This window comes from Stenotrophomonas sp. 82F1 (assembly GCF_056861525.1).
Genome location: NZ_JBSPUD010000001.1, coordinates 363258 through 375472, shown reverse-complemented (window position 1 = coordinate 375472; position 12215 = coordinate 363258). Strand labels below are relative to the sequence as shown.

Annotated in this window: 13 protein-coding genes and 1 pseudogene; 5 read left to right on the top strand and 9 right to left on the bottom strand. The window is 66.1% G+C overall.

What is annotated here, in order from left to right:
- Positions 1-105: 105 nt before the first annotated feature.
- The 3 genes and pseudogenes from AC13GI_RS01635 to AC13GI_RS01625 form a co-directional block, all read left to right on the top strand.
- On the top strand, positions 106-1074 hold the full coding sequence (locus AC13GI_RS01635; protein ID WP_482995312.1) for a DUF2272 domain-containing protein: 969 nt from the start codon (positions 106-108) through the stop codon (positions 1072-1074).
- A 69-nt stretch (positions 1075-1143) separates the two neighbouring features.
- A complete protein-coding gene (locus AC13GI_RS01630; RefSeq protein ID WP_099820025.1) occupies positions 1144-1494 on the top strand; it encodes a DUF3301 domain-containing protein in 351 nt (116 codons plus the stop codon).
- A gap of 62 nt (positions 1495-1556) precedes the next feature.
- A pseudogene (locus AC13GI_RS01625) lies at positions 1557-1676 on the top strand (DUF3301 domain-containing protein); the annotation flags it as partial.
- Positions 1677-1714: 38 nt separating this feature from the next.
- Here AC13GI_RS01625 and AC13GI_RS01620 read toward each other — a convergent pair.
- The 7 genes from AC13GI_RS01620 to AC13GI_RS01590 all read right to left on the bottom strand — a co-directional run bounded on the left by AC13GI_RS01620 (position 1715) and on the right by AC13GI_RS01590 (position 7750).
- On the bottom strand, positions 1715-2170 hold the full coding sequence (locus AC13GI_RS01620) for a ClpXP protease specificity-enhancing factor (RefSeq protein WP_099820024.1): 456 nt from the start codon (positions 2168-2170) through the stop codon (positions 1715-1717).
- Positions 2171-2254: 84 nt separating this feature from the next.
- Complete coding sequence (locus tag AC13GI_RS01615; RefSeq protein ID WP_089240017.1) at positions 2255-2890, bottom strand: glutathione S-transferase N-terminal domain-containing protein; 636 nt, start codon at positions 2888-2890, stop codon at positions 2255-2257.
- 134 nt (positions 2891-3024) lie between these two features.
- Positions 3025-3774, bottom strand: a complete 750-nt coding sequence (locus tag AC13GI_RS01610; protein ID WP_099820023.1) for a cytochrome c1 — start codon at positions 3772-3774, stop codon at positions 3025-3027.
- A complete protein-coding gene (locus tag AC13GI_RS01605; RefSeq protein WP_025875284.1) occupies positions 3767-5026 on the bottom strand; it encodes a cytochrome b in 1260 nt (419 codons plus the stop codon). The genes AC13GI_RS01610 and AC13GI_RS01605 overlap by 8 nt, the downstream gene beginning before the upstream one ends.
- Entirely contained in the window at positions 5026-5646 is a 621-nt protein-coding gene (gene petA / locus AC13GI_RS01600; RefSeq protein ID WP_482995311.1) for a ubiquinol-cytochrome c reductase iron-sulfur subunit, read from the bottom strand. Before petA ends, AC13GI_RS01605 begins: the two co-directional genes overlap by 1 nt.
- A gap of 159 nt (positions 5647-5805) precedes the next feature.
- Positions 5806-6735 carry a lytic transglycosylase domain-containing protein gene (locus AC13GI_RS01595; RefSeq protein ID WP_482995310.1) on the bottom strand — a complete coding sequence of 310 codons (930 nt, stop codon included), beginning with the start codon at positions 6733-6735 and terminating at the stop codon, positions 5806-5808.
- A gap of 46 nt (positions 6736-6781) precedes the next feature.
- A complete protein-coding gene (locus AC13GI_RS01590; RefSeq protein ID WP_482995309.1) occupies positions 6782-7750 on the bottom strand; it encodes a helix-turn-helix transcriptional regulator in 969 nt (322 codons plus the stop codon).
- A gap of 80 nt (positions 7751-7830) precedes the next feature.
- Between AC13GI_RS01590 and AC13GI_RS01585 the strand changes: the two genes are divergently transcribed.
- Together AC13GI_RS01585 and miaB are read left to right on the top strand one after the other, a co-directional pair.
- On the top strand, positions 7831-8451 hold the full coding sequence (locus tag AC13GI_RS01585; RefSeq protein ID WP_482995308.1) for a glutathione S-transferase family protein: 621 nt from the start codon (positions 7831-7833) through the stop codon (positions 8449-8451).
- A gap of 194 nt (positions 8452-8645) precedes the next feature.
- Positions 8646-10064: a tRNA (N6-isopentenyl adenosine(37)-C2)-methylthiotransferase MiaB gene (gene miaB, locus AC13GI_RS01580; protein WP_482995307.1), complete on the top strand. Its 1419-nt coding sequence runs from the start codon at positions 8646-8648 to the stop codon at positions 10062-10064.
- A gap of 98 nt (positions 10065-10162) precedes the next feature.
- On the opposite strand, the gene AC13GI_RS01575 is transcribed toward miaB, so the two are convergent.
- Together AC13GI_RS01575 and AC13GI_RS01570 are read right to left on the bottom strand one after the other, a co-directional pair.
- Entirely contained in the window at positions 10163-11275 is a 1113-nt protein-coding gene (locus AC13GI_RS01575; protein WP_482995306.1) for an ABC transporter permease, read from the bottom strand.
- Positions 11272-12195, bottom strand: coding sequence for an ABC transporter ATP-binding protein (locus AC13GI_RS01570; protein ID WP_482995305.1), 924 nt, complete (start codon positions 12193-12195; stop codon positions 11272-11274). The genes AC13GI_RS01575 and AC13GI_RS01570 overlap by 4 nt, the downstream gene beginning before the upstream one ends.
- Positions 12196-12215: the final 20 nt, after the last annotated feature.

Below are 12215 nucleotides of genomic sequence, written 5' to 3'. Positions count from 1 at the left end.
CGGGGTCAGATCCCTTTTCCAAAGGAAAGGGATCTGACCCCGTTCTCACACCCGGCGTTCACAACGGCGCTGCGACGCTGCGACCATCCCCCACAGGAGCCGCGCATGCGCCGGATGCTCTTGCCCGCCTGCCTGCTGCTGGCCGCGACGCCCTTCTCGGCCGCCGCCGTCGAAGCCTGCGATGTCCCCCCGCGTTTCGGCCTGAGCCCTTTGGCCATCGCCATCCGCAACACGGCCTGCAACGAGCATCGCCTCTGGTTCCGCCCCTTCATCGACCGTGACGGCCGCGCTGCCAGCCTCAGTGTCACCGAGGCCGAAGGCGATCATCTGGCCGACAACGGCCTGATCGCCTGGCAACGGGTCACCAGCTACTGGCGCGAAAGCGGCACGCTCAATGCACTGGGCAGCCAACCGGGCGCCAGCAGCTGCCTGGCCCCGCTGGGAACCCGCTACACCGACAGCGATTGCCGCGCCTTCCTGATCGACAATCCGTGGTCGGCGGCCTTCATTTCCTGGGTGATGGTGCGTGCCGGGGTACCCGGCTTCAACACGTCCCCACGCCATATCGACTACATCCGCGCCGCCTACCAGGCAGGCCCTTCCGGGGTGCCCTACCGCCTGGTGGACCCGGCCACCGCCAAGCCAGCACCGGGCGACCTGTTGTGCTTCCTGCGCGACCGCAGCAGCACACTCAGCTACAGCGGATTGGTGCAGGCCTTGGGCAACGGCTCGGTCGGCCATTGGAAGTCGCATTGCGAAGTAGTGGTGGCGGCCAATCTCGGTGGTGACCAGACGCTTTACCTGGTGGGCGGCAATGTCATGAACACCGTGGCGATGCGCCTGCTGCAACTGGATCGCACCGGCACGATCAAGCTGCCGCCGCCGCGCGAGCGCGACACCACCGGCATCGACCCGACCTGCACACCGGGGCGCGAGGACGAATGCAGCTTCAACCGGCAGGATTGGGCCGCACTGCTGCAGTTGAATGCCACTGCGCCGCGTCCGCCGGCGGTACCCGCGGCACCGACACCGGTACCGCTGCAGCCGGCAACGGAGACTGGCAGCGATCGCTGAGCAGATGCCGCTTGATCCGCTCGCCATTCGTCGCCATCTTTGGCGGATCGACACCTGACGGCTGAAGCCATGCCCACCCTGCTGTTCCTGCTGATTGCCGGCGGTATCGTCTACTTCTTCTGGAACGCAGCGCGTTCGGCCGCCGAACGTGCGATCGAACTGGGCCGCAATGCCTGCCGCGCCGCCGATGTGCAGTGGCTGGACCAGGCGGTGCACGCCACGGGTCTGCGCCTGTCGCGTGGGGAAGATGGCCGGCTCGGTTTCGAGCGCACCTTCAAGTTCGAGTATTCCTACGACGGCATCGATCGCCATGTCGGCCGCATGGTGCTGCGCGGCGACCAGCTGGTGTCCTTCACTGGCCCGGGCGCGGCGCGGATCAGCCAGATTCGTGCGGACAACGAAGATGCCGAGGATGTGTGAGCAAGGGCATCCACGCATGGCGTGGATCTACTGGACAGCGCGCCGGTAGAGCCACGCCATGCGTGGATCGCCATGTCGGCCGCATGGTGCTGCGCGGCGACCAGCTGGTGTCCTTCACCGGCCCGGGCGCGGCGCGGATCAGCCAGATCCGTGCGGACAACGAAGATGCCGAGGATGTGTAACCGCTGAAGGTGTGCCGACCAACGGTCGGCACCCACCGTTACTTGACCACGCGCAGGGTCGGGCGGCCCTTGGGCGGCGGACCGGCGGGCGGCGTGTCGTCCGGCGGCGTCTGCGCATCATCGTGCAGCAGCTCGTCGCTGGCCTGCGCCGGTTCGCCACCCGGGATGTCGTCCGGCAGCGCCATGCCCTGCCCGGTCTCACGGGCATACACGGCCAGCACCGCACTGATCGGCACCTGCACCGGATAGCTGGTGCCGGAGAAGCGCGCCGAGAAGCTCACCGACTCGTTGTCGATCACCAGCCGTACGACGGCGCGCTCGGCGATGTTGAGCACCACCCGGCCGTCCTTGACGGCCGAAGGCGGAACCTGCACGCCGGGAACGCCGGCGTCGACCAGGATGTGCGGAGTCAGCTGGTTGTCGTTGATCCATTCCACCAGTGCCCGCAACAGGTACGGGCGGTGGCTGGTCATGTGGAAGAAGTCTTCGGTCATGCGTGAAGTGTAGCGCCCGACGCCCCTGCCGGGGCGGATCGCCTGCACGCCGGTCGGCGTGCAGACGGGAAAGCGGATGCCGGATCAGCCCGGCAGATCGCGCAGTTTCTTTTCCTGATCGGTCAGGCTGCGGACGAAACCGGGATGGCGGAAGATCCGGTTGCCATAGTCCTCGATGGCCTTGCTGTCCTTCGGCAACGGCACGTCCAGCGATTGCAGGCGCCAGATGATCGGCGCCATCGCGCAGTCGGCCAGGCTCATTTCCGGATTGAGGAAGAACTTGCTGGCCTTGAACAACGGCAGCGAGGCCGTCAGCAGTTCCTTCAGCCGCTTGCGCCCCGCCTCGGCCTGGGTCTTGTTGCCCAGCTGGATCGCCTGCACCTGCGGCACCCAGTCGTGCTCGATACGCAGCATGGCCAGGCGGATGCGCGCGCGCGACAGCGGGTCGACCGGCATCAGCGGCGGGTGCGGATAGCGCTCGTCCAGATACTCGCTGACCACCGACGCGGCGTACAGCACCAGCTCGCGCTCGACCAGGGTCGGCACCGAGTGGTACGGATTGAGATCGATCAGATCTTCCGGCGGGTTCTGTGGATCGACCGGAACGAAGTCGAAACTCACGCCCTTGGCCGCCAGCACCAGGCGCACACGGTGGCACAGTACATCGTCGTTCGAGGAAAACAGCGTCAGTGTATTGCGCATGCGTACGCTCGCCGCCATCAAAGGCTCTCCTACGACAGGAGACCGCCTGCCGTATCGGCGCCGCCAGCACCGTGCTGACGGTCGACTCCTCCCCGAGTGTGCAACCGACCATCACAAAAGCCAATAGGCCCGATGCAATGGCCGGCTCTGGATCAGTGCACGTCCTTCCAGTATTCCTTCTTCAACAGGTACACCAGGAAGGTCAGCAGGGCCAGGAACAGGATCACCCAGACACCGAGCTGCTGCCGCTTCAGCGCGGCCGGTTCGCCGGCGTATTCGAGGAAGTTGGTGATGTCGCGCACGGCCTGGTCGTACTGGCCCGCATCGACCGAGCCCGGGCTTTCGATGCGCAGGCCCGTTACCGGCGGGTCCATGCCCGGCGCTTCGGCCTTGCCATGCACCGCGTGCTGCAGGCCCTGCATCTCCCACAACGGATTGGGCATGGAGGCGTTGGCGAACAGCGCGTTGTTCCAGCCCAGCGGGCGGCTGCTGTCCAGGTAGAACGACTTCAGGTAGGTATAGATCCAGTCGCTGCCACGCACCCGGGAGATCAGGCTCAGGTCCGGCGGCATCTTGCCGAACCACTTCTCGGCCTGCTCCTTGGGCATTGCCACCGGCACCGGATCGCCGATCGCCGAGCCGGTGAAGTTGAGGTTGTTCATCACCTCTTCCTCGCTCAGCCCCAGGTCCTCACCCATCCGCGAATAGCGCAGGTACTTCAATGCGTGGCAGCCGCTGCAGTAGTTCATGTACAGCTGGGCGCCGCGCTGCAGCGACGCCCGGTCACCCAGGTCGTTGCCGGCCTGCAGCAGCTTGGTGCCGCCCTCGGCGGCCATGGCCAGGGTACTGCCCAGCATCAGGGCGGCCGCCAGGGCCAGCCGGACCATCCAGCGCTCAGTCATGCGTGGTCACCCTTTCCGGTACCGGCTTGGTCTTGTCCAGCCTTGTCCATATCGGCATGGTGATGAAGAAGGCGAAGTACAGGAAGGTCAGCACCCGCCCGACATAGGTCTCGTGTGCATCGGTACCAGGACCGGAACCGATCACCATCAGCCACGCGAAGCACACCACGAACATGCCCAGCAGGCCGCGCGACAGCCAGCCGCGGTAGCGGTAGGACTTGACCTTGGCGCGGTCGAGCCAGGGCACCAGGAACAGGATGGCGATGGCCGAGAACATCACGATCACGCCACCCAGCTTGTTCGGCACCACCCGCAACATCGCGTAGTACGGCGTGTAGTACCAGACCGGTTTGATGTGTTCGGGGGTGACCAGGCGGTTGGCTTCGGTGAAGTTGTCGTGTTCCAGGAACAGGCCACCGAAGGCCGGTGCGAAGAAGATGATGAAGGCCGCGATGATCAGCAGGAAGCCCGCGCCGACGCCATCTTTCAGCGTGTAGTACGGATGGAACGGAATGCCGTCGGTCGGCGCGTTCGGTGACCAGCGGTTGCCCTTCGGCCCCTTCTTGATCTCCACGCCATCGGGGTTGTTCGATCCCACTTCATGCAGCGCACCCAGGTGCAGCACCACCAGCAGCAGCAGTACCAGCGGCAGCGCGATCACGTGCAGTGCGAAGAACCGGTTGAGCGTGGCGTCGCTGGGCAGGTAATCGCCCATGATCCATTCGGTCAGGCCGTTACCAATGACCGGAATGGCGCCGAACAGCGAGATGATCACCTTGGCGCCCCAGAACGACATCTGGCCCCACGGCAGCACGTAGCCCATGAAGGCTTCGGCCATCAACACCAGGTAGATCAGCATGCCCAGGATCCACACCAGCTCGCGTGGCTTCTGGTAGCTGCCATACAGCAGCCCGCGGAACATGTGCAGGTAGACCACGATGAAGAACAGCGAGGCACCGGTGGAGTGCATGTAGCGGATCAGCCAGCCCCACTCCACGTCACGCATGATGTATTCGATGGAGGCGAATGCTTCGGCGGCATTCGTCTTGTAGTGCATGGTCAGGAAGATGCCGGTGACGATCTGGTTGACCAGCACCAGCAGCGCCAGCGAGCCGAAGTAGTACCAGATGTTGAAGTTCTTCGGCGCGTAGTACTCGCTGACATGCTTGCGGTAGATCGGCATCAACCCCGGCGCGCGGGCATTGACCCAGTCGGCCACGCCGGTGGCGGTACGGCTGAGGATGTTGGACATCAGGCAGCCCCCTGCGGATCGACACCGATGATGATGGTGTTGTCGTCCTGGTAGTGGTGCGCGGGCACCTTCAGGTTGATGGGTGCGGGCACGTCCTTGAAGACGCGGCCGGACATGTCGAAGCGCGACTTGTGGCAGGGGCAGAAATAGCCGCCCTTCCATTGTGGGTCGTAGGGCTCGGGGCGTATTTCACCCACCATTTCCGGCGAGCAGCCCAGGTGCGTGCAGAGACCGACCAGCACCGAGATCTCGGGCTTGATCGAGCGCAGCTCGGGGTTCTCCTTGAGCACGTACTCCGGCTGCTGATCCTTCTCGCCGGACTCGGGGTCCTTCAGACGGCCATCCAGCCCATGCAGCGCCTCGAGGATCGCCTTGGACCGTTTGACGATCCAGATCGGCTGGCCACGCCATTCCACGATCAGGCGTTGGCCTTCCTGCAGGGCGCTGATGTCGGCCACCACCGGTGCGCCGGCAAGCTTGGCGCGGGCACTGGGGTTCCAGGATTTGATGAAAGGAACTGCGGTGAATCCGACGCCGACGGCGCCCACCACGGCTGTGGTGGCAGTAAGAAAACGCCGACGTCCGGTGTTGACTGGATCGTGTACCCCATCGTTGGCCATCCGGCACTCCGATATTGATTAGGTAGCTTTAAGGCTGCCAGCGGTTCCGGTGGGGGCCAGAGCCGCATTGAATCTCGGTCGAGTGTAGCGGAACCGTCGCGCGCCACACAACGCATTGCAACAACATTGCTTTGGGGGGTTGCCGGGCATGGCCTGGCACTACTGTTTGCTCAGCACCGTACGATAACGCTCGGCCAGCTGGCCGACCCGGCGCACGTAATACTGGGTCTCGCTGTAGGGAGGCACGCCGCGATGGCGATCCACCGCGCCCTCGCCCGCGTTGTAGCCGGCAGCGGCCAGGGTCAGATCACCGTTGAACCGCTTCAACAACCACGCCAGATACTGCACACCGCCACGGATGTTCTGCCCGGCGTCGTAGGAATCACTGACGCCGAAACGTGCGGCGGTGGGCGGCATCAACTGCATCAGGCCCTGCGCACCGGCACGGCTGAGCGCGGTCGGGTTGTAGGCCGACTCGGCATGGATGATCGCGCGCACCACCGCCTCTTCCACCCCGAACTCGCGTGCGGCCGAGGTGATCTCGCTCTGGAAGGCCGTGGTGTTCAGGCGCACGCTGCCGAAATCAACGCGCGGATTGACCCCGCAGGCGTAGCAGCGCTCCATGAAGCTGTAGCGGATGGTCCGCACTGGGCCGAGATTGGCGACCTGGGTCGGGCGTGCACTGGTGTAGTGGCGCACCCCATCCTGCATGTACGAATAGACCTGTCCGCTGACCATCTTGCCGCCGCGTGGGCTGGCCGGCGTGGACGCTGCCGCGGGCGCAGGAGCCGGCGCGACAGCGGGACTGGCAGCGCTGGCGGCCACGGCAACCGGGTTGCGCTCGGCGCTGGCCACCACTGCAGCAGGCACGGGCACTGGCGTCGGCGCCGAGCTGACGACCGGGGCACGCACCGCCCTGCCCGCGCTGCGGGTGTAGCTGATGGTGCTGCATTGGGCACCGGCCACCCGCTTGCTGACATAGCTGGTGACCCCATCGGCGCCAAGGCACTTGTACAGGGTGCCGGCGCTGGCCGGCGCAGCGGTCAGCGCAGCGATGATGATCGCCGTTATCCCCAGTCTCCCCTTCATGGCCGCGAGTGTCCCAGCTTCGCTGCGGCTTGCCAAGAGCGCCGGCTCAGACCGTGACCGCGGGCACGGCCAGGACCTGGCTGAGCCCGGCCAGACGCTCAGCCAGCTCCTCGCGCAGTTCGGCCGGCGTGGTCCACAGCGCCACCGGCAGGCGGTCCAGGCTGAGGATCTGTGCCAGCATCATGCCGCGGCTTTCCGCGCCCATCCGCAACAGGCAATGGTCTGCGCCGTCAGCCTCGAGCACGCCGCACCAGGGCGGAATGCGCCCGGCCAGCTCCACCTCGCTGCCGGCCAGGCGCAGGATGGCCTGCAGCGCGAACGGCGCCTGGCTGACCGCCTGCCGCACCATCACATCCGGCGGCGCCGGGGTTCGCCGATGCAGGCCAGGCTCGGGCAGAGGCCGCACAGCGCCCATCCGGTCCACGCGCAACGTGCGCCAGTCCTGCCGGCCCAGGTCCCAGGCCAGCAGATACCAGCGCCGCCCGTAGTTGACCAGGTGCTGGGCCTCGACTTGCCGTTGCGTCACCGCGTCCTGCGCGCTGCGGTATTCGAAGGCCAGCCGCGCGGCCTGCCGGCAGTGCTGGGCCAGCCGCCCGAGCAGGCGCGCATCGGTGGATGGCAGATCGGACAGGGTCGCAGTGGCCGCATGCACTTCGCCGGCCTGCTGGCGGCGACGCGCCGGCACCAGCGGGTCGAGCTTGGACAGCAGGCCGCGTGCGGTGTCGTCGATGCCGGAGACCGTGGCCGAGGCCGCACGCAGGGCAATCGCCAGCGTGGTGGCCTCTTCCTCGTCCAGCAGCATCGGCAGCACCGGTGCCCCCGCGCCCAGCCGGTAGCCCCCGCCTACGCCGGCCGACGCCTGCACCGGATATCCCAGCTCGCGCAGGCGTTCGACATCGCGGCGGATGCTGCGCCGATCCACTCCCATGCGCTCGGCGAGCTCGGCACCGGACCAGTGGCGGCGGGCCTGCAGCAGCGAGATCAGGCGAAGCAGGCGATGGGCGGTATGGCGCATGACGGATCGCGGACAGAAGTCGTCCGCAATTGTGCCCCAGCATGGGCCCCACTTCACCACCACCTGCAGGGAGCAATGCCATGACGTCACGCCAGATCACCCTCTACCACGCCGCCCGTTCACGCTCGAGCGGCGCGGTGGCCCTGCTTGAAGCACTGGGCGCCGACTACCGCATGCAGGTGCTGGACCTGAAGGCTGGCGCCAACCTGGCCCCGGCCTATCTGGCGATCAATCCGATGGGCAAGGTGCCGGCCATCGTCCACAACGGCGCCCTGGTGACCGAGCAGGTGGCGATCTACCTGTACCTGGCCGACCTGTACCCGGAAGCCGGGCTGGCACCGCCGATCGGCGACGCCCTGCGCGGCCCCTATCTGCGCTGGATGGCCTTCTATGGCGCCTGCTTCGAGCCGGCGATGATCGACCGGGCGATGCGCCGCGAGCCGCCGCCGCATGCGATGTCGCCCTACAACGACGCCGATACGGTGCTGCAGGTGATCGAAGCACAGCTGGCGCAGGGGCCGTACCTGCTGGGCGAGGTGATGAGTGCGGCCGACGTGCTGTGGGGCAATGCACTGGCATGGACCAGTGCGTTCGGCCTGGTGCAGCCAGCACCGGCGACCGCCGCCTACATCGCACGGATGAGTGCGCTGACCGCGTTTGATCGTTCGCGGCAGATCGATGCGGAGCTGGTGGCGGCGTAAGGCATTTGCCGGGTTTCCTTTGTAGAGCCGAGCCCACGCTCGGCTGGTTTCAGTAGAGCCAGGCCGTGCCTGGCTGCCCCATGGCAAGCGGGAAGAGCAGCCGAGCGTGGGCTCGGCTCTACAAGGGCGCGGCGGGTGGCGCAGGATGCGGGTAGAATCGCCCCCTTTCCCGCCACCCGAATGGATTAAGCGCCATGACCGGGACGCCAGACGTCTTTCCGCCCGCCACGCCGGGTGGTACCCCGCTCGTTGCCCTGCCCGCCGGTCCGCGCAAGCCCGACCAGGTGAAAGGCAAGCTGTACATAAAGACCCACGGTTGCCAGATGAACGAGTACGACTCGGCCAAGATGGCCGACGTGCTCGCCGCCAGTGATGGCCTGGAACTGACCGATCGCCCGGAAGACGCCGACGTCATCCTGGTCAACACCTGCTCGATCCGCGAAAAAGCGCAGGAGAAGGTGTTCAGCCAGCTGGGCATCTGGAAGAGCCTGAAGAACCAGGGCCGTGAGGTCATCATCGGCGTCGGTGGTTGCGTGGCGTCGCAGGAAGGCGAGGCGATCATCAAGCGTGCGCCGTTCGTCGACCTGGTGTTCGGCCCGCAGACGCTGCATCGCCTGCCGGAACTGATCCGCGCCCGTCGCGAACAGCAGCGCCCGCAGGTGGACATCAGCTTCCCGGAAATCGAGAAGTTCGATCGCATGCCCGAACCACGTGCCGATGGCGCGTCGGCGTTCGTGTCGATCATGGAGGGCTGCTCCAAGTACTGCTCGTTCTGCGTAGTGCCCTACACGCGCGGCACCGAAGTCAGCCGCCCGTTCGAGGACGTGGTGGTGGAAGTGGCACAGCTTGCGGCGCAGGGCGTGCGCGAGATCAACCTGCTCGGCCAGAACGTCAACGCCTACCGCGGCCCCTATGGCGACGGCGAGCTCGCCGACCTCGGCCTGCTGATCCGCACCATCGCCGAGATCGATGGCGTTGGCCGCATCCGCTTCACCACCTCGCACCCGCTGGAGTTCAGCGATTCGCTGATCGATGCGTTCCGCGATGTGCCGCAGCTGGCCAACTTCCTGCACCTGCCGGTACAGGCGGGCAGCGACCGCGTGCTGTCGGCGATGAAGCGCGGTTACACCGCACTGGAATTCAAGTCGAAGATCCGCAAGCTGCGTGCGGTACGTCCGGACATCTCGATCAGCTCGGACTTCATCGTCGGTTTCCCCGGCGAGACCGATGCGGATTTCGAGAAGACCATGAAACTGATCGAGGACATCGGCTTCGACCACAGCTTCTCCTTCATCTATTCGCGTCGCCCGGGCACGCCGGCAGCGGACCTGGAAGACACGATCGGCGATGCGGAGAAGCATGCACGCCTGTCGCGGCTGCAGGAACGCATCAATGCACACGCTGCGAGCATCTCCGAAAGGATGGTTGGCAGCGTGCAGACCGTGCTGGTTGAAGGTCCCTCACGCAAGAACCCGAACGAACTGACCGGCAAGACCGAGAACATGCGTTCGGTGAACTTCCCGGCGCACCCGCGCCTGATCGGCCAGTTCGTGGACGTGGTGATCACTGAAGCGTTGACCAATTCGCTGCGTGGCCGCGTGGTGGCGGAATAAGGTGTGCCGACCAACGGTCGGCATCCACCGAGGTATTGAGGTGTGCCGACCAACGGTCGGCACCTACCGTGTGGATGCCGACCGTTGGTCGGCATGCCTCAGTCCAGTCGCTTGCGGAAGCGCAGGATGGCCAGGGTCATCATCGCCACGATGAACACCAGCAGTGCCAGTGCGTCCGGCCACAGCTCCCACAGCGAGGCCCCGCGCAGCATGATGCCGCGCACCAGGCGCAGGAAATGCGTGAGCGGCAGTACTTCCGCCAGCCACTGCACCGGCCTGGGCATGCCGGCGAACGGAAACATGAAACCTGACAACAGGATCGAAGGCAGGAACAGGAACAGGGTCATCTGCATGGCCTGGAACTGCGAGCGTGCGCGCGTGGAAATCAGCAGGCCCAGCGCCAGGTTGGCCAGCACCAGCAGCACGGCGGCAAGGTAGACATCCAGCAGGCTGCCGCGGATCGGGACCTCGAACAACCAGGTTCCCAGCAGCAGCACCAGCGTGGTCTGCAGCAGACCGATCGCCGCATACGGCAACACCTTGCCGACCATCAGTTCGCTGCGCGATACCGGCGTGGCGATCAGCAGTTCCATGTTGCCGCGTTCGCGTTCGCGTACCACCGCCACTGCGGTGAACATGACCAGGGTCATGGTCAGGATCACCCCGATCAGGCCGGGCACGATGTTCACTGCTGAGCGCCGTTGCGGGTTGTAGAAACTGATGACGCTCACCTGCCCGCTGGCGATGCTGCCTTCGCGCAGCGGCCGTGTGTTGCTGGACGGGCGCGCGTCCAGCGGCACCTGTGCCAGCTGGATCGCCGCACTCTGCACCACCGTGTCGCTGCCGTCGACCAGCACCTGCACGGCTTCGCGGCCTTCGTAGCGGCGTCGTTCGAAATCGGCGGGAATGACGATGCCCACGCTGATCCGGCCCCGTCGCAGCGCCTCCATCAGTTGATCGGGCGTATAGGCCTGCGCGCGCGGCGTGATCACGCCGGTGGCGACCATGTCCTGTACCAGCGCGCGCGACGCCGCACTGTTGGCCTGATCGGCGATACCGGCATCCAGGTGCCGCAGGTTGAGGTTGATCGCATAGCCGAACAGCAGCAGCTGCATCACCGGGATGCCAACGATCATCGCCAAGGTGATGCGGTCACGGCGCAGTTGCCGCAGCTCCTTGAGCATGATCGCCCATAGCCGTCGCACGCTCATGCGGCCGGCTCCCGACCACGGCCACGGGTGGCGGCAACGAATACGTCTTCCAGGTTGGGTGCCACCGGTTCGATGCTGGCCTGCGGATCGGCGGCGGCAAGTGCCTGCGCCAACACGCTGGTATCGGCCGCACCCTCGCTGCACAGCACGCGCAGTTCGGTGCCGATCTGGGCCACGCTGAGCACACCCGGCAACGCCGCCAGCGCGCGGCTGGCCTGCCGGGGCTGCGAGGCGGTGACCTTCAGGGTACGGCCCTGCAGCTGCGCGCACAGCTCGGCCGGGGTTCCATCGGCCACCAGGGCACCGCGATCTAGGATCGCCAGCCGATGGCAGCGTTCGGCCTCGTCCATGTAGTGGGTGGACACCAGCACCGTCGTGCCGGCATCGGCGAGTTCGAACAGCGCCTCCCAGAAATCGCGCCGCGACTCAGGATCGACCGCACTGGTCGGCTCATCCAGGAACAGCAGTTCCGGCGCATGGATCACCGCACCGGCCAGCGCCAGCCGCTGCTTCTGCCCGCCGCTGAGGGTGCCGGCCAACTGCACCTGGCGGTCCTGCAGACGGTACTGCTGCAGCAGCGCATCGACCCGCTGCCGCGCCTGCACCCGTGGCAGATCCTGGATGGCGGCCAGGAATTCCAGGTTCTCCCGCACCGACAGGTCTTCGTACAACGAAAAGCGCTGGGTCATGTAGCCGATGCGGCGGCGCAGCGCTTCGGCCTGTGCCGGGATCGCCAGGCCCAGCACTTCGATCTCGCCAGCGCTTGGTTCAAGCAGTCCGCACAGCATGCGGATGGTGGTCGACTTGCCCGAGCCGTTCGGGCCGAGGAAGCCGTATACCTGCCCGCGCGGGACCTGCAGATCGACGTTGTCCACCGCCAGCAGATCGCCGAAACGGCGGCTCAGGCCCTGCGCACGCACGGCAATGTCATTGACAGGAT

Coding starts and splice junctions, on each gene's coding strand:
- AC13GI_RS01635 (WP_482995312.1), top strand. CDS start 106: ATGCGCCGGATGCTCTTGCCCGCCTGCCTGCTGCTGGCCGCGACGCCC.
- AC13GI_RS01630 (WP_099820025.1), top strand. CDS start 1,144: ATGCCCACCCTGCTGTTCCTGCTGATTGCCGGCGGTATCGTCTACTTC.
- AC13GI_RS01620 (WP_099820024.1), bottom strand. CDS start 2,170: ATGACCGAAGACTTCTTCCACATGACCAGCCACCGCCCGTACCTGTTG.
- AC13GI_RS01615 (WP_089240017.1), bottom strand. CDS start 2,890: ATGGCGGCGAGCGTACGCATGCGCAATACACTGACGCTGTTTTCCTCG.
- AC13GI_RS01610 (WP_099820023.1), bottom strand. CDS start 3,774: ATGACTGAGCGCTGGATGGTCCGGCTGGCCCTGGCGGCCGCCCTGATG.
- AC13GI_RS01605 (WP_025875284.1), bottom strand. CDS start 5,026: ATGTCCAACATCCTCAGCCGTACCGCCACCGGCGTGGCCGACTGGGTC.
- petA (WP_482995311.1), bottom strand. CDS start 5,646: ATGGCCAACGATGGGGTACACGATCCAGTCAACACCGGACGTCGGCGT.
- AC13GI_RS01595 (WP_482995310.1), bottom strand. CDS start 6,735: ATGAAGGGGAGACTGGGGATAACGGCGATCATCATCGCTGCGCTGACC.
- AC13GI_RS01590 (WP_482995309.1), bottom strand. CDS start 7,750: ATGCGCCATACCGCCCATCGCCTGCTTCGCCTGATCTCGCTGCTGCAG.
- AC13GI_RS01585 (WP_482995308.1), top strand. CDS start 7,831: ATGACGTCACGCCAGATCACCCTCTACCACGCCGCCCGTTCACGCTCG.
- miaB (WP_482995307.1), top strand. CDS start 8,646: ATGACCGGGACGCCAGACGTCTTTCCGCCCGCCACGCCGGGTGGTACC.
- AC13GI_RS01575 (WP_482995306.1), bottom strand. CDS start 11,275: ATGAGCGTGCGACGGCTATGGGCGATCATGCTCAAGGAGCTGCGGCAA.